Below are 24,053 nucleotides of genomic sequence, written 5' to 3'. Positions count from 1 at the left end.
TGGCAGATGCACATGATGCCGGTCGAGCAGGAGATTTAGGGTGGATACATGGTCGGTTCTCTCCTTCTTGGCGCATCCCGGTTGCCGCTGGTGCGGCGCGCGGTCTCCGGCGTGCCGCTGACACGCAAGGTCGTCGATCGCTTCGTCGCGGGCGAGACGCCCGAGGAGGCGGTCGAGGCGATCCGCAAGCTCGCCGCCGCCGGGCTCGCCGTCACCGTCGACCACCTGGGCGAGGAGACGAGAGACTCCGCCGCCGCCACCCAGACGGCCAAGGCGTACGTCACGCTGCTGGGCGCGCTGAGCGGGCTGGGGCTCGGCGACCGGGCCGAGGTGTCGGTGAAGCTCTCCGCGGTCGGCCAGGCGCTCGGCGCCGACGGCGACAAGATCGCTCTGGAGAACGCGCTGCGGATCAGCGAGGCGGCCCGCGCCTCCGGGGCGAACGTGACCCTCGACATGGAGGACCACACCACGGTCGACTCCACGCTCGCGATCCTGCGGGCGCTGCGCGCGGACTTCCCCTCCACCGGGGTCGCCGTGCAGTCCTACCTCTTCCGCACCGAGGCCGACTGCCGCGACCTGGCCTACGAGGGGTCGCGGGTGCGCCTGGTCAAGGGCGCCTACGCCGAGCCCGCCTCGGTGGCGCACCAGAACAAGACCGACGTCGACAAGGCCTACGTGCGCTGCCTGCGCATCCTCATGTCGGGCGCGGGCTACCCGATGGTGGCGACGCACGACGACCGGCTGATCGCGATCACCGAGACGCTCGCCGACCGGTTCGCCAGGTCCCGGGGCGAGTACGAGTACCAGATGCTCTACGGGATCAGGGCCGACAAGCAGCAGGCCCTGGCCGGGGCGGGTCACACCGTGCGCGTCTACATCCCGTACGGGGACGACTGGTACGGCTACTTCATGCGCCGGCTGGCCGAGCGCCCGGCGAACGTCGCCTTCTTCCTTCGTGCCCTTGGAGGCAAGTAATGGATGCCATCTTCAACGTTCCCGCCCCCTCCAACGAGCCGGTGCTCGGCTACGCGCCCGGCAGCGCCGAGCGCACGGCGCTGGAGAACCGCGTCAAGGAACTGGCCGGGGCCCAGCTGGACCTGACGATGACGATCGGCGGCGAGCAGCGGATGGGCGGCGGCGCCTCGATCGAGGTGGTCCAGCCGCACAACCACGCCTCGGTGCTGGGCCGCACGGCGGACGCGACCGCCGACGACGTGCGCTCGGCGATCGACGCCGCGCTGGCGGCGGCGCCCGCGTGGCGCGCCCTGTCGTTCGACGAGCGGGCCGCGATCTTCCTGCGGGCCGCCGACCTGCTGTCCGGCCCGTACCGGCAGACGCTGAACGGCGCGACGATCCTGGGCCAGTCCAAGTCCGCGCAGCAGGCGGAGATCGACGCCGCCTGCGAGCTGATCGACTTCCTGCGTTTCAACGTCGACTTCGCGCGCCGGCTGCTCGCCGACCAGCCGGTCTCCTCGCCCGGCGTGTGGAACCGGATGGAGTACCGGCCGCTGGAGGGCTTCGTCCTGGCGATCACGCCGTTCAACTTCACCGCCATCGCCGCGAACCTGCCGTCGGCGCCGGCCCTGATGGGCAATGTCGTCGTCTGGAAGCCCTCCCCCACCCAGCAGTTCTCCGCGCACTTCACCATGCGCCTGCTGGAGGAGGCGGGGCTGCCGCCGGGCGTCATCAACATGGTGACCGGCAACGGCGCGGGCGTCTCCGAGGTCGCGACGACGCACCCGGAGCTGGCTGCCATCCACTTCACCGGCTCCACGCCGACCTTCCAGCACCTGTGGTCCACGGTCGGGGCCAACATCGCCTCGTACCGGTCCTACCCGCGCCTGGTCGGCGAGACCGGCGGCAAGGACTTCGTGCTCGCCCACCCCTCGGCCGACCCCGCCGTGCTCACCACCGCGCTGGTCCGCGGCGCGTTCGAGTACCAGGGGCAGAAGTGCTCGGCCGCCTCCCGCGCGTACGTGCCGCGCTCGGTCTGGTCGGTGATCCGTGACGAGCTCGTGGGCACCGCCGAGTCGCTGACCGTCGGCGACGTGGCCGCGGACCTGTCGACCTTCATGGGCGCGGTCATCGACGGGCGGGCGTTCGCCAAGAACAGGGCCGCGATCGACCGGGCCCGCTCGCTCGACTCGATCAACGTGCTGACCGGCTCGTACGACGACTCGACCGGCTACTTCGTGCGGCCGACCATCCTGGAGTCGGCCGACCCGACCGACGAGATCTTCGTCAAGGAGTACTTCGGGCCGATCCTCGGCGTGCACGTCTACGACGACGCGGACTTCGACACGGTCCTGGACCAGATGGAGAGCGTCTCGCCGTACGCGCTGACCGGCTCGATCATCGCCCAGGACCGTTACGCGATCGCCTCGGCGTCGGAGCGGCTGCGCTTCGCGGCGGGCAACTTCTATATCAACGACAAGCCGACCGGCGCGGTCGTCGGCCAGCAGCCGTTCGGCGGGGGCCGGGCGTCGGGGACCAACGACAAGGCCGGGTCGATCCTCAACCTGACCCGCTGGGTGAGCGCCAGGACCGTCAAGGAGACCTTCGTGCCTCCGGTCGACCACCGCTACCCGCACATGGGCTGATATTTCGCACGCCGCCGGATTTTTCCGGTAATCGTCACACGGCGGAGCGATGCCCGGGTCTCGAATCGGAGACCCGGGCATCGGTCTTGCCGGCGACGACGGCGCACTTCCACGATCGGTCCTCGACGCGTCGGGCTCGGGGACGATCTCACATGCGCACCTCTGATCCGCCGGTGGTCACGGCGGGCGTACCACCGAAGCGATCCCCGACGGTTGCGGCATTTGTATAGCCGACTATAAGATAGCCGACTATGGAAATAGTCGACGTGCTGGCGATCTGCGGGAGCACCCGCGAGGGATCGCACAACCGGTCGCTCCTCCGCGCCGCGCAACGGCTGGCGGAGCCCCCGTTGCGGGTGGAGGTGTGGGACGACCACGCCCGGGTTCCCCGCCTGGACGCCACCCGCGGCCGGCCCTTCCCCCCGGCCGTCGGCGCGCTGCGCGAGCGCGTGGCGGCGGCCGACGTGCTGCTGCTCGTGACACCGGAGCTGGGCCGCGGCATCCCGGGGCAGCTGAAGGACCTCGTCGACTGGCTGTCGATCCTCGCGCCGCCGCGCCCGCTGGTGGGCAAGCCGGTGGCGCTGATGAGCGCGTCCCCCAACCGGTTCGGCGGGGTCTTCGCCCAGTTGCAGCTCGGCGACATGCTGCGGCGGGTCGGCGCCGAGGTGCTCTCCGACTTCGACGTGGCGGTCGGCTTCGCCCACCGTCACATCGACGCCGAGGGAGTCCTGACAGAGGAGGAGGCACGGCGCGACATCACCCTGCTGTGGCGGCGCGTCCTCACCCGCGTCGCGGACGACCGCCCGGCGGTGCCCGCGTGACCGCCGGGCGGCAGGTCGCGGCCGAACAGGGACCGATCGGTTACGCCCTCGCCGAGGTCGCCAGGGCGCACCACGCCGAGATGCAGCGCCGGATGGCCGAGCTCGGCCTGCATCTGGGCCAGGAGCTTCTCGTCGTCGACCTTCACCACAATCCCGGGACCACCCAGGCGGACCTCGTCCAGCGCATCGGCGTCGAACAGCCCACCATCGCCAAGGCGATCACCCGCATGGAACGGGCCGGGTTCGTCGAGCGCGCCCCGGACCCCGGCGACCGCCGGGTGACCCGGTTGCGGCTGACCGAGCGCGGCGAGGCCGTGGTCGACGCGGTCGTGGCCGCGTGGGCTCAGGTGGAGAGCCGGGCGAGCGCCGGGCTCTCCCCCGACGACGCCGCACGTCTCATCCGGCTGCTGCGCGCCGTCCGCGACAACCTCACCTGACCACCACTCCCAGGAGGAGCGCATGGAACTCGGACTCGCAGGAAAGGTCGTTCTGGTGACCGGCGCGAGCACGGCCATCGGCAGGGCCACCGCACTGGCCTTCGCCGAGGAGAAGGCGCACGTCGCCGTCGGCTACCACACCAACCTCCGGGCCGCGGAGGAGACCGTCGCCCTGGCCGAACGGCGCGGAGCCCAGGCGATCGCCTGGCGACTCGACCTCGGCAGTCCCGACTCGCTGCAGGCGGCGGTCGCGCACGCCCGCGACCGGCTCGGGCCGGTCGACGTCCTGGTCAACAACGCCGTCCGCTGGCCGGACTGGCCGGAGCCGGGCGAGCTGTTCGAGACCGCGCCGCCCGAGCGGTTCACCACGTCGGTGACCGCGAACCTGGTCGGTCCCTACCTGCTCGCCCGTGCCGTGCTGGCCGACATGCGGGCGAACGGGTGGGGCCGCATCGTCAACGTCTCCACGGGGCTGGTCGAGGACGGCTTCCCCGGCAACGTCTCCTACGTGGCCGCCAAGGCGGGCCTGCACGGCCTGACCCGCGTGATGTCCAGGGAGCTCGCCTCCGCCGGCATCCTCACCAACGTCGTCATGCCGGGCTTCACCCCCGCGGACAAGCCCATGCCGCAGCACCTGCTCGACAAGGCGGGCGAGGCCGCCGCGACCAAGCGCGTCAGCCACCCCGACGACGCCGCGCGCATGATCGTCTATCTGTGCTCGGCCGCCAACACCAACACCACCGGCGAGGCCGTCAGGACCGACGGCCACTTCCTCACCCCGGGCTGACCCTTCGCCCCCGGCCCCGTGGAGGAGGCGGCCGCCCCTCCGGCTGTCGGGGGACCATACAGGGGTGACATCCCTCGGAGTGGCTGGACCCGGCCCAGCCTCACGTCGCCGGGTTTCCATCGCTGGTCACCGCCTCCGATGAGAGCCGGGTCATCGACGACGCGCGGATGCCCTCCAGCGGCGCCCGGCGACCGTCCACCACCGCAACGGCACCTCCTGTCGCGAGGCGATGGACGAAGAAGTAGAGGAATTCGCCTCCCCGATAATCACCGGGACACGGAATCGGGCCTTTCTGCAAGGAGGCTTCAATCACCGGAAAGGATCCACGCGACGGGATCGCGGCGCTCATCCCAGATGGTGACGGCTCTCTGAATCCGGCCACCCCCGACCACGATTCCAGCGACGTATCACTCCTCACCGACAAGGGTGCGAGCAGCGATGTACAACACCATCAAAACGAAAGGGAGTCGAGCCGCTTATCGAAGACGAGGATCCCTGTAAAGTCGTGGTCGGCCATGAAGGCCGGTATTCCGGCCTGCCACAGGATCGTGACAGCCCGCCCGGACAGAACGACGCGGAAAAGAAAACACCGAGTGCGAATGCCCGGCCTGGTCCGACGAGCACCGGACCGATAAGCGCTCGTTGAGCCCGCGTCGGCTCAATCGCGGCGGTGCTGTTCCCCTTCATCGGCGTCCGCGGCGTTCTCCTGGTCGACGCGGCCTCCTTCCTGCTGGCGGGGGCGCTCCTGCTCCGGCTGAGATCCCCCCCCCCGATCCCCGCCGAGGGCGGCGAGGGGTCCTCACTCCTGCAGGACGCGAAGTCCGGGCTGGGCTACATCTGGTCGGCCAAGGTGGTGCGGATCATCGCCCTGGGTTTCTGTGCCGTCGTCGCGTTCAACGGAGTCGATGACGTCGCGTTGGTGCTCCTGGCCAAGGTGAACTTCGCCGCCGGCGACTCGGCGGTGGGATTGCTTCTGGGGGCGGTCGGCATAGGGCTGCTCCTCGGATACGCCCTGATGACCCGTTACAGCACCCGCGTGCCGCTGGTGGTCCTGCTGATCGCCGGCTTCGCGGTGAGCGGCGTGGGCAACCTGCTCACCGGACTGGCCTGGGCCGTCGCGGCCGCGTTCGCCACCCAGTTCGTCCGTGGATTCGGCATCGCGGCGATGGACGTGGCCACCAACACCATGCTGCAGCGGCTGGTTCCGCCGAGGATGCTCGGCAGGGTCTTCGGCAACCTCTACGGAGCCGTCGGGGTGGCCGCCGCGCTGTCCTACGTCGCCGGTGGTTTCCTGCTCGACGCCACCTCCGCGCCGGTGACCCTCATCATCGCGGGCGGCGGCACGCTCGCCACCGTAGTCGTCGCGCTGACCCTGCCGGGAGTGCTGCGCGGGAACACCTCCGGCCGGGGTACGGAGAACATCGAGGGCTGACCCAGGCGTGCGGCGGTCTGATCTCAAGAAGTTCGACTGTTCCGGACGGGCCGTGAAAAGAGGTGACGCCTGGGTCTCGCGCGAAACCCAGGCGTCACTCGTTTCCGGTGGTTCACGGCGTTTCCGGCTGTGGTCAGGGTGTCGGCCCCGACCGCGACACGCCGCCGCTCACGTCCGGCCAGTACCGGTGCGGCCCGTACGCCGGGCCGCTACCGGGGCCGGGCGGGACTACACCGGGCAGGCGAGCGTCCTGGTGCTGCAGCAGCCGATGCTGAGGTAGTGCTCCGTCCGCGGCTCGCGGCCGCCGACCAGCTCGTCCAGGTTGATCTCCCCGGCGGGGTGGGCCAGGTCCGCGGTGCGGGCCTGCGGGTTCTTCCACTGACGGATCAGCTCGTTGTCGGACATCGCATGTCTCCTCGGTCGGGATTGGTCGGGATCGGTGATGCGTAATTCAGCAGTAGGGGCCGGTGCGGCAGCAGCCCCAGGAGGTGAGCCCCTCGGTGGCGGGCTCACGGCCGCCGACCAGCTCGTCCAGGCTGATCTCCCCGGCGGGGTGGACCAGACCGTCGGTGCGGGCCTGCGGGTTCTTCCACTGACGGATCAGCTCGTTGTCGGACATCACATGACTCCTTGGTACGGGCGGACGAGGATCAGCAGAAGATGCCGGTGGGGCAGCAGCCCACGGAGAAGAGGAACTCGGTCACCGGAGGGCGTCCGCCGACCACGCGGGCGTCGTCCAGGGCGATGTCCCCGGCGGGGTGGGCCAGGCCGTCGGTGCGGGTCTGCGGGTTCTTCCACTGACGGATCAGCTCGTTATCTGACATTTCATGACTCCTTTGCGGGATTCGATACTTCGGGAAGCTCCGGCTGGACCGGCGCGGAGGTAGGTCTGGGACCCTTCGCGGTGGAGCGGATCAGCCGCACCACATGCCGGTGGGGCAGCAGCCGTAGGAGATGGCGTACTCGGTACGCGGCTCGCGGCCGCCGACCACGCGGGTGTCGTCCAGGCTGATGTCCCCGGCCGGGTGGGCCAGGTCGGCCGCGCGGGCCTGCGGGTTCTTCCACTGACGGATCAGCTCGTTGTCGGGCATGACGTGCCCTCCTTCTGGGTCGGGATTTCGTGCGTCGGGATCGGTCCACGGGACCGGGCGCGCCTCACGCGTTCAGCGCCCCGGCGCGCTGCCGGGGGGCCGCGTCGTGCGCGAACAGCTCTCGGTAGGTCCCCTCTCGTGCGACGAGGTCCTCGTGCGTGCCCCGCTCGACGATGCGGCCGCGGTCGAGCACGAGGATCCTGTGGGCGTCGCGGATCGCGCTCAGCCGGTGTGAGATGACGATCCGCGTGACCTCGAGCCCGGACAGCGCCGCGTCGACGCGGCGTTCGGTCTCGGGGTCGAGGTGGCTGGTGGCCTCGTCCAGGATGAGCAGGCGAGGCTTGTGGACGAGGGCGCGGGCCAGGGCGACCCGCTGGCGCTGCCCGGCCGAGAGCGCGGCTCCGGCCTCGCCGACGAGGGTGCCGTACCCCATGGGCATGGCCTTCACGTCGTCGTGCAGCCCGGCGATGCGGGCGGCGCGCACCACCTCCTCCTCGGTGGCGTCCTCGCGGCCGAGGGTGAGGTTGTCCATGATCGTGCCGTTGAACAGGTTGAGGTCCTGCAGCACGGCACCGCAGCGGGATCGCAGGTCGTGGACGTCGAGGTCGTCCAGCTCGTGCCCGTCGTGGCGCACCACGCCGGTGGTGGGGCGCAGCAGGCCGAGGACCAGCAGGGCGATGGTGCTCTTGCCGGAGCCGGTACGGCCGACGATGCCGAGCTTGGTGCCGGGCGGGACGGTGAAGGTGAGATCCCTGAGTACCGGCGGGGCGTCGGCCTGGTAGTGGAAGACCAGGTCCTCGACCTCGACGCCGCTGGCGGTGTGCGCGGGCAGGCGTACGGGGCCGGTGGGCTCCTCGTCCGCGTCGACGATGTCGTAGACCCGCTCGATCTGGCTGCGCAGCATCGGGTAGCTCTGGCCCGCGCTGGCCAGCCCCTGGAGGGGGGCGAGCACGGCGAGGGCGACGGTGCTGGCGGCGAGCGCGGTGCCGATCGTCATGCCGCCGTTCAGGACGAGCCCGAGGCCGGTCAGCAGCAGGAGCAGCGGGGCGGCGACGGTGAGGGCCTGGTGAAAGGACTCCAGGCCGGCGGTGATCCGGCCGCGGGCGACCAGGGCGACGCGGTAGGTGTCGAAGAGGCGCGCCCAGTGCTGCTCGGCCCGTCCCTCCACGCCGTTGGCCTTGACCGGGACCACGGCCTCCAGGGTCTCGGTGAGGTAGCTCTGCTCCTCGGCCTTGGCCGACAGCTCCCGCTGGTAGACGGCCGCGACCCGGGAGGAGACCCGTACCACCAGCAGCACGTGGGCGGCGCCCAGGGCGAGGACGACGGGCACGTAGCCGGGGGCGAGGACGGCCAGGCCGATCAGGTAGCCCACCAGGAGCGCGGCGTCCAGCACGAGGATGAGCAGCCGTTGCGTGACGGTCTCGCGCGTGGTGGAGACGCTGCCGAGCCGGGCGAGCAGGTCTCCCCTGCGGCGCTGGATGAAGAACGACAGCGGCAGCCGCAGCATGTGGCGGATGAGCTGCCGTCCCAGCGTCGCCTCGGCGCGGACGCGCAGGGTGAGCACCGCCATCTCCCTCAGCAGGGTCGTCACCCCGGCCAGGACGGTGGTGCCGAGCACCACCATGGCGAAGAGCGGCAGGATGTCCGTCCGCCGGTCGGGGGCGAAGGTGTCGACGACCTGCTGGGTGGCGAGCGGCAGTACCAGGGCGAGCAGCTTCAGCACGGTCGCGCAGGCCAGCACGGCGGCGAGCAGGCTCCGGCTGCCGGGCATCGCCACGAAGTCGCGCAGGTAGCGCAGCATCAGCCACTCCCGCATGGGAGTGCGCCGCCGGACGAACTCCGGGCCAGGCGAGGCGTGGATCAGCACGCCGCCGAAGCGCCGGTCGAAGTCCTTCAGGCTCTGCCACTGGCGGCCACCGGCCGGGTCGGCCAGGCGGACGCGCCGCGCGGTGACCTTCTCCACGACGACGAAGTGGTGGTCGGACAGATAGGCGATGGCGGGCCGGTCGACGGGCCCGAGACGCTCCGTCCGCTCGCTTCGCGCGTGCAGGCCCATGCGGGGGGCGGCGGCGATCAGGTGGGCGGCGGACACGCCGTCGCGTCCGATGCCGAGCATCTCCCGGCACTCGGCGACCCGGGTGTCCCTGCCGTGGAAGCTGGCGATCATGGCCAGGCAGGCCGCGGCGCATTCGGTGGAGGTGAGCTGGTGGCGCAGCGGGACCCTGCCCATCAGCGCTCACCCCCGGCGGGCGCGTCGAGCGGCGGCACGGACGGGACGCGGTCAGGCCGCGCGGGCGCGTCGAGCAGCAGCACGGAGGGGACTCGGTCGGGCAGGGCGAGCCTCAGCAGGCCGTACCCGATGCCGGCCAGCCCGTTCATCAGGCCGGGGGTGGGGGCGGCGCCGGGCGCGCCGCAGCGGGGGCCCCGGCGGGCCAGGTCGTCGAGGAGGTGGGCCGTGCGGGTCGCCAGCAGCTCCGCCGCCTCCGGCCGGTGGCGCAGCTGGACGAGCAGTTCGAGGTTGCCCAGTTCGCCGTGGCAGAGGCTGTGGTTGGTCATCGGCCCGCGCGCCGCCTCGGCGGCGAGCGCGCGGTCGAGGTCCCGGTCGGGGTGCTGGTCGGGGGTCCGGTCGGGGTGCTGGTCGGGGGTCCGGTCGAGGTGCTCGGGCGCGGGGCCGCCGATGCGTGACAGGCCGATGCCGGGTGCTCCGTGGCACCAGGCGTGGAGCATGTCGTCGCCGCCCTGTCCCTGCCGGTAGTCGGGCCAGCCCCGCAGGTCCGGCCGGTAGTGCTCGCTCTCGTAGGCGAAGGCGGCCAGGGCGGTGTCACGGGCGCGCGGGTCGCCGCCCGCCTCGGCGTAGCGGCGCAGCGCCCAGCCGATGCCGCCGGCGCCGTGGGAGAAGCCGGTCAGCGGCCGTTCGCCGCTCATGGGCGTGTGCCAGGCCACTCCGGCCCCGGTGGGGACCGCGGTGGCCAGCAGGCGTTCGGCGCACGCCTCCGCGGCGCGCCAGGCCGCGGGTGACCCGGTGACCTGGTGGATCGCGAGCATCGTGGCCAGGGTTCCGGCGCCGCCGACGATGACGTCCAGCGCCTCGTCCTGGCCGGCCGCCTTCGCGCACGCCTCGACCAGGTCCTCGACCGGCCGCGCCAGCACCGGGTCGTCCAGCAGGGCGGCCAGGTGGGTCAGGGTGTACGCGACCCCGCCGAGGCCGGTGAAGGCGCCCATGACGCCCTCCTCCGGCGGGTCGTCGGCCAGCCTCGCGAGCGGGGCGACCGCGCGCCGGGCCAGGTCTGCGTACCGTTCCTCGCCGGTGACGGCGGCGCACTGCGCCAGGAACAGCGCCACGCCGGGGTAGCCGCCGTACAGGTCCCAGCTCAGCGGCTGCGACCTCCAGTACTTGTCCTCGATCAGCTCCAGCCCGAGCCAGTTGACGCGCCCACCGGGTCCGGAGGAGCAGGTGTGGCGGTCGATGAGGTCGGCGACGTCCCGGGCGGCGGCGATCAGGCGGGCCTCGTCCGGCGGGGCGGCCGGGGAAGCGGAGGTGGGGGCGGGTCCGGGGGGCGTCGCGCCTACCGCGAGGGCGGAGGGCGTCGTGCCGACGGCAGGGGCGGAGGTGGGAGCGGGGGGCGTCGTGCCGACGGCGAGGGTGGGAGTGGGGGTGGGGGGTGTCGTGCCGGTGGCCAGGGCGGCGAGGCCGGAGCGGTCCCGGGTGACCATGGACGCCCGGATGATCCATTCCTGGCGGGCGCGGTCCTCCCGGCCCATGCAGAGGACCTTCCGGACGGCGCGGCTCAGGCTGGGCTCGGGCAGGACGTCCGGGATCCGGACGCCGCCGGAGCTCCACAGGTCGCGGCTGCCCGGCCGGGTGGTGAAGATCGGGATGTCACCCGCCCAGAGGTCCTCCGCCTCGTGGGCGATCAGCCGCTCGCGGGTGCGGTCGCCGTAGGTGATCGCCCAGAGGTAGTCCAGCACGCGGTCGCGGTCGAGGCCGTGGCGGAGCACGTCCGGATGGGTGGACTCCATCATCAGCTTGCCGTACGTGCGGGTCGCCCTCGGGACGACGCGGACCTCGTCGCCGGAGAACGTGGTCAGCAGCCGGACCAGGGCGGGGGCGTCGGCCACGATGGCCTCGTAGCCGCGGCCGAACCCGGCCAGCAGGTCGTCCAGGTGGTCGGCGGGGTCCGCCTCGTCCTCGCCCAGGCGGGGGCGGTTGCGCACGCCGGGGAAGACCAGGTTCTCGCGGACCAGCCGCATCTCGTCGGTGCCCTGTCCGGCCCAGGTCGGCGTCTTCATCGGCAGCACGGCGTCCTTGTCGCCGCCCATGCCGGACAGGTCGATCACGCCGCTCTCACCGACCATCAGCTCGGGCAGCAGGCCGCTGCGGTTCACCGACGACTCCAGGGCCAGCGCCGCCGGGTCGTCCATGAGGCGCTCGATCCCCGCTCCGGGCACCAGCGGGTGCAGCAGGGCCTCCAGGTCGACCAGCACGGGCCGGTCGCCGCAGGCGATCAGGTTCTCGCAGTGGAAGTCGGCGCCGTCGAGGGCGTGCAGCAGCGCGAGCAGCGCGCCGAGCCGGTGGTAGTAGCGGGCGACCTCCTCCCGGTCCCGGCAGGGCAGGTGGGGCGCGAACTCCACCCAGCCGTACGGGCCGCGGTCCAGCACGGCCAGGCGGATGAGGTCCAGGCCCTCGACGCGCTCGTCGAGCCAGGCCAGGGCGTCGTTGAAGTGCCGGTGAACGGCCTGCGGGCGCGGCTTGTAGACCACCCGCGCGCCGCTCCCGAAGGTCAGCAGGCTCACCGCGCGGCCGCCCTGGTGGGTGTCGCCGCCGCCCTCGACCTCCATCAGCGGGCCGGGGTCGGCGCCGCCCAGCAGCGTCCGCACGATGTAGGGACGGTCCTCGGCGTAGCGGGCGAGCATCTCGATCCGGCCGGCCGCGAACCGGTCGGCCGTCTGGGCCAGCATCCGGGCCAGCACGGGGTACTCCTCGCACAGCGCGGCGAGCGCCTCGGGGCGCCCGAACCACCGGACGAAGTCCGCAAACCGCTCCTCGGGCGTCGCCCCCTCAAGCCTCCGCGAGACGCGCATGACGTTGAGCTCCAGCACCAGCGTCCGCGACGCCGGCGCCACGAGCAGCTGCCGCAGCTCGGTGCCCCAGGCCGCGAGCAGGGTGTCCGCCTGGACGGTCGGGCCGCACGCGTCCAGCGCGTCGCCCAGGCGCCGCAGCGCGCCCTCGGCGAACGGCGCCACGATCGCCGCGAACCCCTCGCCGGCGGGGATCCCGTCCGCGCCGGCGACTGCCTCGGCTCGCGGCGTCGCGCGCGCCGCGGCGATCGATTCGGCGGCCTGTACGGCCCAGTCCGGCCGGGCGGTACGGCCGGCCAGCGCGGCGGGCTCCTCGTCCAGCAACGCGGTCAGCTCCTCGACGGTGAGCCCGGCCGCGGCCAGCCGCCGGTCGAACTGCCCGCTCTCCAGCAGCCCGTGAGCGTTCCGCCACTCCCGCAGCCGCCAGCGCGCGGTCTCGCCGGCCGACTCGGGCGCCCGTCCGGCGGGGATGTCCCCGCCGGTCCGATCCAGCCGCTCGGCCAGCGTCAGCCCGTCCGCCCACCACGCGGCGCCGAGCTCGGGTGCCGCCCCCGGGGTGATTTCGTCTCCGCTCATGGCTGGCACTCTGCCGACGCGCGGCGCGGGCCACATGCGGGCGCCGCCCCCATATTCGCGCGGGCCCGCCGGGGGTCATGGGGGCGTCGGCCGCCTCAGGCGGGATCTCGGCACGTCAGCCCGGCCGCTTCAGGTGGGACCGTGGCGTGCCGGCCCGGCCGCGTGCTCGTACGTCGAGGCGTCACGGGAGCGCCGCGTCAGGTGGGGCGCATCAGCTCGGCCGCGTGGTCGTACATGGTGGCCCGGTCGGGCAGGCCCGTCTTCTGCAGCAGGCTCGCGACGTGCTTCTCCACGGTGCGGGGCGAGATGAACAGCCGCTTGCCGATGTCGACGTTGCCGCGCCGCTCGGCGAGCAGGGCGAGCACCTGGTACTCCCGCACGCTGACGCCCTGGGCGCGCAGCCCGCTCGGCACCTGTTCCCGTCCGGTACGGCGCTGCGCCACGGCCGCGCCGGCCCCGCGCAGCATCGCCCGGCAGGCCCCGGTGACCGCGGGGACGCCCGCCTGGTGGAAGTACTCCTCGGCGGTGCGCAGCCAGACCAGCGGCTCGCCCCAGCCGTCCGCCAGGGCGGCCTCGGCGACCAGCCGCAGCCCGAGGTGACGGGCGAGGGGGAAGGGCCGGGCGGTCTCGGCGGCCCTGCCGAACGCGGCGAGCGCGCCCTCGGGGTCGCCCCGGCGGCCCAGCAGCACGGCCCTGGCCAGGTGGAGGAAGGTGCGGTTCCAGGCCAGTTCGGCGGCCGAGGTGCTCTCCGCGGCGTCGCACTCGGCGTCGCCCGCCCGGCCGGCGAGCACCTCCGTGAGCACGCCGAGGCCGTACCTGCCGGTGAGGTAGTAGATGGTGGGGTTGTCGTCCTCCCACTTCCGCGCCCTGGTCAGCATCTCGCCGCAGAGGTCGCGGTCCTCCTCCAGCAGCGCGCACATCGCCTGGCACAGGCCGTGGACCACCGGCATGTGCAGGCTGCTCTCGCCGCCCCACTCGCGGAACCGCTCCAGCGCTCTCTCCATGTCGGCGCGCCTGGCCTGATGGGCCGCGAGCGTGGCCTGGGCGAGCAGGAGGTACTGGGTGTAGGCGGTGTGGCCGAGGCGGATGGTGGACTCCACGCACGGGACGGCGAGCTCGTGGGCGTCGCCGTACTCGCCGCGCAGCACTCCCGTCATCACCAGGGACGCACGGGCGGTGTGGACCAGGCTGATCGCGCCCGCCCTGGCCGCCGCCCTGTCGGCCTCCTCCAGCGGCTCCCGCTCGCCGGTGCGCAGGGCGTGGTTGGCGGCCAGGCGCAGCGTCGCCCGCAGCTTCCACAGCCTCAGGCCGTGGGCGTCGGCGATGGACACCACCCGCGTCAGGCATCGGTCGGGCTCGTCGAACCCGCGGGTCCGGGAGAACATCGCCATCCGCTCCCACGCCTGGCAGGCCACCTCGGGGAGCGGGACGCGTTCGGCGACCTCCACGGCCCGCCGCACGAGGGCCTCGGCGGCGGCCATCCGCTGGGGGCTCTGCTGGAGGACCCCGTGGTCGGGGACGATGAGCTGGGCCTCGATCACGTCGATGGCCGCCGTACGGGCCTCGTCCGGGTTGACCTCGAGGAGCCTGCGGAGCGCCGCGACGTGCGCCAGGCCGCCGGCGGTCTCGCCGATCTCGGCGGCGACCCAGGCCAGCTTGGTGCGCAGGTCCATCTCGTGCGAGAGGGTCATCGCCGGGTCGCCTCCGATCGGGAGGTCCTTGGCGAGGGCGAAGGCGCGGTCGGCCTGTCCGCTCTCGGTCAGCGCGTGCAACAACCCCTGCAGGACGCGTGTCCGCAGGTCGGCGGGGGCGGGGCCGAGCATGGCGTAGGCGCGGTCGAGCAGCGTGACGGCCAGGTCGGCGGCGCCGTCGTCCAGCAGGCGGTGGCCCGCGTCGGCGAGCAGGCCGGCCGCGCCGAGGGGGTCGCCGGCGGTCAGGCGCAGGCCGGCCGCGATCTGGCACCACTCGCCGGGCAGCCCGGGGTGCAGGCGCTCCAGCGCGTCGGCGGCGCGGCGCGCGATCGAGGCCCGCTCGGCGGGGATCAGCGAGGAGCGCAGGGCCTCGGCCGTCAGCGCGTGCCGGAAGGCGTACCAGTCGCCCGCGGAGTCGTCCGGCGTGATGAGCCGCGCCCCCGTCCCGGCGCGCAGGAACTCCATCACCTCGCGCTCGGCCAGGCCGGTGGCCTCCTGGATCATCGGGACCGGGAAGCGGGAGCCGAAGACCGCCGCCGCGTGCAGCAGTTCCCGGGCGGAGGGGCTCAGCTGGGCGGCGCGCAGGGCGATGCTGCGCACCAGCGTGGTCGGCACGTCGATCGCGGGGTCGCCGTTCAGCCGCCACCGCCGCCCGTCGCGTTCCAGGGCGCCGACGTCGGCCATCGCGGCGAGCAGTTCCTCGACGACGAACGGGACGCCCGCCGTGTCACGTTCCAGGCGGGTGAGGAGCTGCCCGGGCAGGTCGCCGGGCGCGACCTCCAGGCAGGCGGCGGTCAGCCGGGCGAGCTGTTCCGGCGGCAGGGGCGCGAGCTCGACGAGGGCCGCGGTCCGCCGCTGGGCGCAGGCCTCGGCGACCGACCGGGCCGGCCCGGCGTGGCTGCGCGTGCCTGCCAGCAGGAGGGCGGGCACCCCGGCGAGGTTGTCGGCCAGGTACTCGACGACCGCGAGCGTGTCGGCGTCCGCGTCGTGCAGGTCCTCCAGGACGAGCAGGCAGCCGCCGTCGCGCCCGATGACGGCCAGCAGCCGCAGGACCGCCTCGGCCAGCACCATCACCGACTCCAGGTGGTCGGTGACCCCCGCCCCGCGCCACTCGGGGACCAGCTTGGTGAGCGCCGGCAGGTAGGGCATCAGGGCCGGGTCGTCCGGCGGCTCCTTGGTCCTGGTGTAGGAGAGCAGCGCCTCGCACAACGGCTTGAAGGGAATGTCCGCGCTGACACCTCCGCCCCGTCCTCGCAGCACGGTCATTCCTGTGTCGAACGCCTGGTACGCGCATTCCGTGGAAAGGCGGGATTTGCCTATTCCGGGATCGCCGAGCAGGAAGACCGCGCCACCCCGGCCGTCTCGCGCGGCGGCCAGGCGCCGTTCGAGCTGCTCGATCTCCCTTTCGCGTCCGACCAGAATGGGGGAGGTAAATGACATGACGACAGGTTAACTGCCGCCATGTCACGAAATATGCTATTTAGCGGGCACTCATGGAGATGGGGTCGACGGTCTCGTCCCCGCCCATGGCCAGCACCGTGTGCGCCGCGGTGTCCGGCGAGCCGAAGGCGATCGTCGTCCCCGCCGTCAGGCCGGCCAGCACCAGCGCGCGGGTCACCGGGGACACCCCGGCCAGCCTGACCACGATCGACCCGACCGGGTCACCCAGCCGGTCCTGCCACGGCGCGCCCTGCTCCCCGGCGGTCGAACGGTTCTCAGAGTCCACGGATCTCTCCTTCATCAGTCGGCCGCAACAGCAGCACCGACGGTGTCATCTCGGGAAGGGCCAGCCTGAGCAGGCCGTGGCCGATACCGGCCAGGCCGTCCAGCAGGCCCGGGGTCGACGCGTGGCGGGGAGTACCGCACCGCGCCCCGTAGGTGTCCAGCGAGGCCAGCAGCCTGCCGGTGTGGCGGTGCAGTGACCGCCGCGCCGCGGGGTCGCCTCGCCGGGCGAGGGCGCTCAGCGTCTCCAGACGCCCCGCCTCGCCGTGGCACAGGCCGTGTCCCCCCAGCGGGACGTCGGAGATCGGGGACGCCGCCGGGTCACCAGGGAGGACGGAGCCGTCACCCGGGGCGCCATCACCCTGGACGTCGTACCTCCGGGCGTCATAGCCCTGGATGTTATAACCCGAGAGGGCGGCGCCATCGCCCGGGAGGGTGGCGTCGGACAGGGCCAGACGCACTCCCGCCCGGCCGTGGCACCAGGTGTCCTCCCCCGCCACCCTCGCGGCGGCACGGGTGAGCAGGCGGGCGCCGTCCGCGCTCGGCCCCCGCCGGAGGAGCGCCCACCCCACGCCCGCGGCGCCGAAGGCGAAACCCGGCGGCAGATCCGCCGCCGGGAACGCCGAGAACGCCGAGGACCCCGAGGACCCTGAGGACCCTGAGGACCCTGAGGACCCCGAGGACACTGAAAGCGCCGGGGGCACCGAGGACACCGCGGCCGCCAGGCGTTCCGCGCACGCCGCCGCCACCCGGCCCGCCGCGACCGACCCCGTGTCGTGCCGGACGGCGAGCATCGCGGCCAGGCACCCGGCCAGGCCGTCGTGGACGTCCAGCGGCGCCTCGTCGGTGACCGCCGCGCCGGCCGCCTCCACCGCGGGCTCCACCCAGCTCGCCACCTCGGCGTCGCCGAGCAGGACGCCGAGCCGCGACAGGCCGTACGCGATGCCGCCGAGGCCGCCGAACCCCCCGCAGCCCACGGTCCGCAGCAGGGCCTCGTGCGCGGCGATCCGCTCCAGCAGCCGCGGCAGGGGCCGTACCGCCATCAGGGCGAAGTCCATGTAGCGGGAGATCCCGGTGGCGCGACTCGCCTGCGCCAGGAACAGGGCGACACCGAGGTACCCGCCGGCCAGCCCCGCGCCCAGCGGCATGATCGTCCACCGGCCGTCCTCCACCGGCTCCAGGCCCAGCCAGTTGACGGTACGGCCGTCGCGGTGCGCGGTCGCGCACAGGCGGTCCGCGATGCCCCGCGCGGCGGCCACGAGCGCCGCCGGATGGGGCACCGTGGCCGGTAGCGGCGCCTCTGACGGCTCGCCCGGCGCGTGCCGCCCCCCCGTCACCCGGGCGGCCATCGACGCCTGGATGATCCACTCCTGGTTCTCCCGGTCGGCGGCGCCCAGCCGGGCCAGCTTCGCGGCCACGAGGTCCAGCCCGCTCTCCTCCGGGCGCCACGGCAGCGCCCTGCCCAGGCCGTCGCGGATCTCCCGCTCGCCGGGGGACGCGCCGAAGTAGGGGATGTCCCCCGCCCACAGGTCGGCCCGCTCGGACGGCACCGCGGCCGACCGCGCGGGGTCGCCCGCCGACACGGCGTCGAGCAGGTCGAACACCCCGTCCCGGCCGGCGGTGGAGCGCATCACGTCCGGATGCGTCGACTCGGTCAGCAACTCGCCGTAGAAGCGGGTGGGCCGCAGCAGCACGCGGACCTCGGCCTCGCCGAACCGCGCCAGCGGCCCGCGCAGCAGCTCGTCGCGTCCCGCCGCGATGGCGTCGTAGGCACGCCGGAAACCGGCCAGCAGGCTCGGCACGTGGTCGGCCGGGTCGGCGTCCACCCCGTCCAGCGTGGGGCGGTTGGCCGCTCCGGCGAAACGGGTGACACCGCGCACCAGCCGCATGGTGTCCGTCCCCGCCCCCTCCCACTGGGCGGACAGGAAGGGGTACGTCCCGTCCTTGTCGCCGCCCAGGCCGGAGACGTCCAGCGCGCCCCGCTCGCCGACCAGCATCCTCGGCAGCAGCGCGGTGCGCTGGACGGAGTCCCACAGGGCGTGCAGCGCCGGGTCGGCGGACGCCTCCGCGGGCAGCGCCGGGTGGAACAGCGTCTCGACGTCGACCAGCACCGGCTGCCCGCCGCGGGCGACGAGGTTCTCGTAGTGCACGTCGATGGCGTTCAGCGCGTACAGCAGGGCGAGCAGCGCACCGGCGCGCGTGTAGAACCGCTCCACCTCGGCCGCGTCCGCGCACGGCCCGGCGGGCACGAACTCGGTCCAGCCGTAGCCCTCCCTCGGCACCGCGCGCGGGACGCGCAGGCCGAGGCCGGGGAGCCGTCCGTTGAGCCAGCCGAGCACCTCGGCGAAGCGCGGGTACGCCTGGACCGGGCGCGGCCGGTAGACGACCCTCGCCCCGCCGGTCAGGGTCACCACGGTGACGGAACGCCCCCCGAGATGGCTGTCACCGGTGGCGGAGAACTCCACCATGCCCCCGGGCTCGTCCCCCAGCAGTTCCCGCAGGTGCTCGCGGTCCGCCGCGAAGCGCGTCAGGAGTTCCAGCCCCGCCTCCACCGCCTGGTCGGCGGCCTGGCTCAGCAGGCGGGCGAGTACGGGGTACTCCCCCAGCAGCCCGGCGAGCCCCCTGTCGCCGCCCACCCTGCCCACGAAATCGGCGAACCGCTCGGCCGGCGTGGCTCCCGACAGCTCTCCCCGCACCCGCCGCGCGTTCAGCTCGAACACCAGGACCCGGGAGGCGATCCGCGTGAGCCGGGCCGTGAGGTCCGCCGCGAACCGCTCCCGTACCGAGGCGGGCCCGGCCCCGCCCTCCAGCCCTGCCGCACCGGCGACCAGCCGCTCCACCGCCTGCCGGACGAGCGGACGCACCGCGTCCGACAGCGTCGCCTCCCGCCCCGCCGGAACATCCGTGACGTCCGGAACATCCGTGACGTCCGGAACATCCGTGACGTCCGGAACATCCGTGACGTCCGCGTTGGCCTCCGGCGCGCCGGTCCTGCCGGTCCTGTCGACGAGACGCCCCGCTTCGGGAGCCGCAGGAGCGGCGGGCACAGCGGGCACGGCGGTCCTGTCGACGGGACGCCTCTCAGGAGCGGCGGGAGCGGCGGGACGCGCCGCGTCGTGAGCGGCGGCCCGGCCTCGGGGCGGCACGGCGACGGGCGGGCTCGCGGGGTTCACAGCCGCCAAGTATGACGATCCCCCCGCCCCGCGACATGGGGGCGACGCCCCCATATTTCCGCGAGCCCTCCCCCGTCCGCGCCCTTCCCTCATCCATGGCACACGGGCCGACGTATCCCGCCATACGCCGCCGTGCTCTCGTTCGTCTCTCGTTCCGCTCCGCGCCGGTACGGAGAGTAAGGCGAGAGGACGGCGAGAGATGCCGCTCATAGCGTCGGTCCCAGGCTTTGACAGGACTCCATCGAACGGGGAGGAGACGCGATGCTGGCAGCCCGGGATGTGCGGGTGACGATCGTCGGCGCCGGACCGGTCGCTTGTCTGGTGGCGATCGAACTTCGGAAACGATCATTCGAGGTGAGTCTCTACGAGCGCGGTTCGGACGTGCGCCTGGCCACCGGAGCCCGAGGGCACTCCTTCAACCTGACCCTGACCAGACGTGGCCTGACCTCGCTGGACGAACACATCGTGGACATGCTCTACCGCAACGGGGTCGTGCTGCCGCAGCGGGTCATCCACCATGTGGACGGGACGACGTCCTGCCAGCCCTACGGCACCGACCCCGACCTGCACCACCTGTTGTCGATCCCGCGGAGCCTGCTGCACGAGATGCTGCTCGACGAGGCCGAGAAGGCCGGGGCGCGGCTGAACTTCGGGTTCGAGTGCATCGGCGTCGAGCCCGCGTCGGGGTCGGCGACCTTCGTGGACGGCGGGGCGGGGATCGTACGGACGAGCGCGGACCTGCTGATCGGCTGTGACGGCGCGAACAGCATCGTCCGTCACGAGATGTTCCGGCGCGGGGCGCAGATGCGGATCTCCCAGGACTACGTCGCCGACGGCTTCGTGGAGATCCGCATCCCCGCTCTCACCGGCGGCGGCCACGCGCTGCTGGACGCGGCGCGTGACCCCGAGCGGCCGCGCCACCCCCGGCACGGGCTGCACATCTGGCCCCGCGGCGAGTTCATGTTGCTCGCCCAGCCGAACGTGGACGGTTCGTACACCGCGGGCCTGTGGATGCCGATGGTCGGCGGGGACGACGGCGAGGGCGGCGAGCGGCTCGGCTGGGACCGGGTGCGCACGCCTCAGGACGTGCGCGCGCTGTTCGAGGAGCACTTCCCCGACGTGGTGGACCTGGCCTCCTCCTACGCCGACGACGTGCTGCAGTGGTCGCCGGCGCCGCTGAAGACCGTGCGCTGCGATCCCTACCACCACGGCCGGACCGTGCTCATCGGCGACTCGGCGCACACCCTGGTGCCGTTCTTCGGCCAGGGCATCAACTGCAGCTTCGAGGACGTGCGGACCTTCTTCGCCCTCTTCGACCGCAACCTCGCCGAGACCGGGAGCGGAACCGGGAGCGAGACCGGGACCGGGACCGGGCACGACGCCGCGGCCGCGCTCGCCGCCACGCTGCCCGCCTACACCGAGTGGCGCAGGCCCGCGGGCGACACCATCGCCGACCTGTCGCTCGCGATGGCCTCGGAGCTCAAGGACCGCAGCGGGGACGTCGCGTTCCAGACCCGCAAGAAGCTGGAGAAGGAGCTGCACCTGCGGCACCCCAGGCTGTACGTGCCGCTGTACCACGCCGTGGCGTTCACCGACACCCCCTACCAGGACGCGGTGGCCCGCCACGAGCGGCACCGGGCGGTGCTCGACGAGCTGTGCGCGCGCCACGACCCCGCCGGCGAGGCGGAACTGATCATCGCGGCGTACGCGGAGGCGATCGGCCGCGCCGACCCCGGCTCCGGTCCCGTTCCTGCCCCTGCCCCTGACTCCGGTTCCGGCCGGTCGGACGGGCGGGCGGCGGGGATCGGCCACCTCGTCCCCGCTCCTCGGGCGGAACAGCGGCCCGGGGGGATACACGGCACGACGGGGACGGGCCTGCACCTGGACCCAGCGCAGCAGAAGGAACTGCTCGACGTCGTGACGTCCCGGCTCATGGACTTCCACGAGGACCTGAGCAAGGGCAACCACCCCGCCTGGTACCGGGTCGCCGCCGCGGAGCCGCCACGGGCCGAGCAGCGGGCCCCGCGTACCGGGACGGCCGTCGCCACCCTGCTCGACGAGATCTTCGACTCCGCGCTCCCCGACGGGATGATGCACCCCCACCCCGGGTTCATGGCCCACGTGCCCTCGGGCGGGCTGTTCCAGGGGGCCGTCGGCGAGTTCGTGGCCCGCAGCCTCAACCGGTTCGCGGGCGCCTGGGCCGCCGCGCCGGGTTTCGCCCGGCTGGAGGCGAACGTCATCGACTGGTTCTGCTCGCTGATGGGGTACGGCGAGGGCTCGTTCGGCTACCTGACCACGGGCGGGTCGATCGCGAACTTCATGGCGCTGCGGTGCGCGCTGGAACGCCTCCCCGAGCACCAGCACCACCGGGCGGCCGTGTACGTCTCCGAGCAGGGGCACTTCTCGGTGGCCAAGGCCGAGCGGCTGGCGGGCATCGGGGCCGGTGGACACCGGTCCGTGCCCACCGACGGCGCGTACCGCATGGACCTCGTCGCGCTGCGCGAGACGATCGAGCGGGACCTGCGCTACGGCACGCCGCCCGCCTGCGTCGTGGCCACCGCGGGCACCACGAACACCGGCGCGGTGGACGACCTGCGCGCCGTCGCCGAGCTGTGCCGCGAGTACGGCGTCTGGTTCCACGTCGACGCCTGCTTCGGCGGTTTCTTCCGCCTGACCCGGCGCGGGCGGGTGCTGCTGGACGGCATCGAGGAGGCCGACTCGATCGCGGTCGACGCGCACAAGTCGCTGTTCCTGCCGCACGGCAGCTCCGCGTTGCTGGTCCGGGACAAGGGCACGCTCAAGCAGGCGTTCGCCATCCCCGACGCGGCCTACATCCCGGAGCTGTCGCAGGACGACGACCGCCCCGACTTCATGGACTACGGCCCCGAGCTGACCCGCGAGTTCCGCGGCCTGACCGCGTGGCTGCCGATCAAGATGCACGGCATCAACGCCTTCGAGCGCTGCCTCGACGACAAGCTCGACCTCGCCGAGGACCTGGCCGTGCGGCTGGCCGGGGTGGAGGGGATCGACATCGTCTCGCGGGGAGAGCCGCACCTGCCCACCGTGGCGTTCAGGGTGCGCGCGAACAACGTCAGCGACACCGACGACACCGACGACGCAGCCGAGGCCGCCCGGCTCACCGAGCGGGCCTGCGAGCTGATCTGCTCCCGGGGCAACATCTACGTGGCCACCTCGGAGCTGCCGCGCGAAGGACATGTGATCCGCGCGTGCATCATGCACCACCAGACCGACGCGGGGGTCATCGACCAGTTCGTCGAGGACGTCCGCTGGGCCCTGCACAGGCTCGGAGAGGAGTGACAGGACGATGTTGACCACCACCCCCGTACGGCGGCTTCCCCCAGGCCCTGACGGGCCGGTCGTCGAGCAGCTCGCCGCGTTCGAACGGGACCCCTTCGGGTGCGTCGAGCGGGCGGCCCGGCGATACGGCGACATGTTCACCCTGCGCCTGGGCGCGCTGGGCAACGAGGACCTCACCGCGGTCGAGCACCGCGACGACTGGGTGTTCCTGACCCGGCCGGACCAGCTCAAGGTGATGTACGGCTCGGACGACCGCACCAGCGGCGCCCTGGCCAACAAGGTGTTCTTCGGCACCGAGGAGGAGTCCGTCGGCTACATCGACGGCACCATGCACCGCAGGCGCCGCGCCCAGCTGCACCCCGCCTTCAGCGGCAGCCGCGACTACGCCGCGATCACCGCGAACGCGGTCGACGCGCACGTGGCGCGCTGGCCGCGCGGGGTGCCGTTCGACCTGTTCACCGCGCTGCAGGCACTGACGAGCGACATCATCGTCGAGGTGGTCTGCGGGGGGATGGACGCCGAGGACAAGGCCGTCCTCGCGGCGATGCTGCTCCCCATGGAGAACGCCGAGTGCGGCCGCGAGGAGATCCTGGCGGCCGACCGGGCCGTCCGCGCCTTCCTCGACGAGCGCCTGCCCGGCCACCTGGACCGCTGCGCGGAGGCGGGCGTGGACGACGTCTTCGCCGCCCTGCTGCGCCACGCCGCCGAAGGCGACGGCACCCTGACCGACGAGGTGGTACGGGACGAGGTGTTCAGCCTGCTGTACACCGGTTTCTCCACCACGGCCAACACCCTGTCGTGGACGTTCCTGCACGTGCTCGACGACGACCGGGTGCGGGCGGAGCTGGGCCGCGAGCTCGGCGACCGCTTCCGCTCCCGCCCGGTGCGCGCCCAGGACTTCCGCGGGCTCGACTACCTCGACGCCACGCTCATGGAGGCGTTGCGGCTGCACCCGGTCTCGGCGCTCAACGGGGTGCGCATGGTCGTCTCGCCGATGCGGATCGACGGCTACGAGCTGCCGCCGGGGACGTTCCTGGTCCACTGCGCGTACCTGCTGCAGCGCGACCCGGAGCACTACCCCGACCCCTCGCTGTTCCGGCCCGAGCGGTTCGTGGACGCCTCCGTCGACCCCTACGTGTGGGGCGCGTTCGGCGGGGGCTCGCGCACCTGCGTGGGGCGCGGGTACGCCCGCGCGGAGATGCGCATGATCCTGGCGATGGTGCTGTCGTCGGTCCGCATGCGCGCGACCGGGCCGATCCCCCCCGCCCGGCAGCAGGGGATCTTCATGGCGCCCGAGCGGACCCGATGCGTTGTCGAGGAGTAGGC

At 73.1% G+C, this 24,053-nt stretch carries 18 protein-coding genes; 8 read left to right on the top strand and 10 right to left on the bottom strand.

Annotation, left to right across the window (positions count from 1 at the left end):
- Positions 1–48 precede the first annotated feature (48 nt).
- The 5 genes from ACFYWM_RS01835 (at position 49) to ACFYWM_RS01815 (ending at position 4,645) form a co-directional block, all read left to right on the top strand.
- Positions 49–975, top strand: a complete 927-nt coding sequence (locus ACFYWM_RS01835) for a proline dehydrogenase family protein (protein ID WP_389907342.1) — start codon at positions 49–51, stop codon at positions 973–975.
- Entirely contained in the window at positions 975–2,600 is a 1,626-nt protein-coding gene (pruA, locus tag ACFYWM_RS01830) for an L-glutamate gamma-semialdehyde dehydrogenase (protein ID WP_389907340.1), read from the top strand. The genes ACFYWM_RS01835 and pruA overlap by 1 nt, the downstream gene beginning before the upstream one ends.
- 251 nt (positions 2,601–2,851) lie before the next feature.
- Entirely contained in the window at positions 2,852–3,421 is a 570-nt protein-coding gene (locus tag ACFYWM_RS01825) for an NAD(P)H-dependent oxidoreductase (RefSeq protein ID WP_389907338.1), read from the top strand.
- On the top strand, positions 3,418–3,858 hold the full coding sequence (locus tag ACFYWM_RS01820) for a MarR family winged helix-turn-helix transcriptional regulator (protein ID WP_389907336.1): 441 nt from the start codon (positions 3,418–3,420) through the stop codon (positions 3,856–3,858). Before ACFYWM_RS01825 ends, ACFYWM_RS01820 begins: the two co-directional genes overlap by 4 nt.
- A gap of 22 nt (positions 3,859–3,880) precedes the next feature.
- A complete protein-coding gene (locus ACFYWM_RS01815; RefSeq protein ID WP_389907334.1) occupies positions 3,881–4,645 on the top strand; it encodes an SDR family NAD(P)-dependent oxidoreductase in 765 nt (254 codons plus the stop codon).
- Positions 4,646–4,745: 100 nt separating this feature from the next.
- On the opposite strand, the gene ACFYWM_RS01810 is transcribed toward ACFYWM_RS01815, so the two are convergent.
- Positions 4,746–4,994, bottom strand: a complete 249-nt coding sequence (locus ACFYWM_RS01810; protein WP_389907332.1) for a hypothetical protein — start codon at positions 4,992–4,994, stop codon at positions 4,746–4,748.
- A 321-nt stretch (positions 4,995–5,315) separates the two neighbouring features.
- Between ACFYWM_RS01810 and ACFYWM_RS01805 the strand changes: the two genes are divergently transcribed.
- Positions 5,316–6,077, top strand: a complete 762-nt coding sequence (locus ACFYWM_RS01805; protein ID WP_389907330.1) for an MFS transporter — start codon at positions 5,316–5,318, stop codon at positions 6,075–6,077.
- Positions 6,078–6,305: 228 nt separating this feature from the next.
- On the opposite strand, the gene ACFYWM_RS01800 is transcribed toward ACFYWM_RS01805, so the two are convergent.
- From ACFYWM_RS01800 to ACFYWM_RS01760, 9 genes are all read right to left on the bottom strand, one after another.
- Entirely contained in the window at positions 6,306–6,482 is a 177-nt protein-coding gene (locus ACFYWM_RS01800; RefSeq protein WP_389907328.1) for a hypothetical protein, read from the bottom strand.
- A 46-nt stretch (positions 6,483–6,528) separates the two neighbouring features.
- Complete coding sequence (locus ACFYWM_RS01795) at positions 6,529–6,696, bottom strand: hypothetical protein (protein ID WP_389907326.1); 168 nt, start codon at positions 6,694–6,696, stop codon at positions 6,529–6,531.
- A gap of 31 nt (positions 6,697–6,727) precedes the next feature.
- A complete protein-coding gene (locus tag ACFYWM_RS01790; protein ID WP_389907324.1) occupies positions 6,728–6,901 on the bottom strand; it encodes a hypothetical protein in 174 nt (57 codons plus the stop codon).
- Between the two features lie 90 nt (positions 6,902–6,991).
- Positions 6,992–7,168, bottom strand: coding sequence for a hypothetical protein (locus tag ACFYWM_RS01785; RefSeq protein ID WP_389907322.1), 177 nt, complete (start codon positions 7,166–7,168; stop codon positions 6,992–6,994).
- A 64-nt stretch (positions 7,169–7,232) separates the two neighbouring features.
- Positions 7,233–9,398, bottom strand: a complete 2,166-nt coding sequence (locus ACFYWM_RS01780; RefSeq protein WP_389907320.1) for a peptidase domain-containing ABC transporter — start codon at positions 9,396–9,398, stop codon at positions 7,233–7,235.
- Complete coding sequence (locus tag ACFYWM_RS01775) at positions 9,398–12,823, bottom strand: type 2 lanthipeptide synthetase LanM family protein (RefSeq protein WP_389907318.1); 3,426 nt, start codon at positions 12,821–12,823, stop codon at positions 9,398–9,400. The genes ACFYWM_RS01780 and ACFYWM_RS01775 overlap by 1 nt, the downstream gene beginning before the upstream one ends.
- 197 nt (positions 12,824–13,020) lie before the next feature.
- A complete protein-coding gene (locus tag ACFYWM_RS01770; protein ID WP_389907316.1) occupies positions 13,021–15,954 on the bottom strand; it encodes an AAA family ATPase in 2,934 nt (977 codons plus the stop codon).
- Positions 15,955–15,994: 40 nt separating this feature from the next.
- On the bottom strand, positions 15,995–16,240 hold the full coding sequence (locus ACFYWM_RS01765; RefSeq protein WP_389907314.1) for a hypothetical protein: 246 nt from the start codon (positions 16,238–16,240) through the stop codon (positions 15,995–15,997).
- A complete protein-coding gene (locus ACFYWM_RS01760; RefSeq protein ID WP_389907312.1) occupies positions 16,230–19,409 on the bottom strand; it encodes a type 2 lanthipeptide synthetase LanM family protein in 3,180 nt (1,059 codons plus the stop codon). The genes ACFYWM_RS01765 and ACFYWM_RS01760 overlap by 11 nt, the downstream gene beginning before the upstream one ends.
- 261 nt (positions 19,410–19,670) lie before the next feature.
- Between ACFYWM_RS01760 and ACFYWM_RS01755 the strand changes: the two genes are divergently transcribed.
- Positions 19,671–22,727 carry a pyridoxal-dependent decarboxylase gene (locus ACFYWM_RS01755; protein WP_389907310.1) on the top strand — a complete coding sequence of 1,019 codons (3,057 nt, stop codon included), beginning with the start codon at positions 19,671–19,673 and terminating at the stop codon, positions 22,725–22,727.
- A gap of 7 nt (positions 22,728–22,734) precedes the next feature.
- Positions 22,735–24,051 (top strand): cytochrome P450, encoded by a 1,317-nt coding sequence (locus ACFYWM_RS01750; RefSeq protein WP_389907308.1) that lies wholly within the window; start codon positions 22,735–22,737, stop codon positions 24,049–24,051.
- Positions 24,052–24,053: the final 2 nt, after the last annotated feature.

The organism is Streptosporangium sp. NPDC002721 (genome assembly GCF_042888905.1).
Lineage (GTDB): Bacteria > Actinomycetota > Actinomycetes > Streptosporangiales > Streptosporangiaceae > Streptosporangium.
The sequence above is the reverse complement of the archived record's forward strand: the minus strand, read 5'-3'. Positions and strand labels throughout refer to the sequence as shown.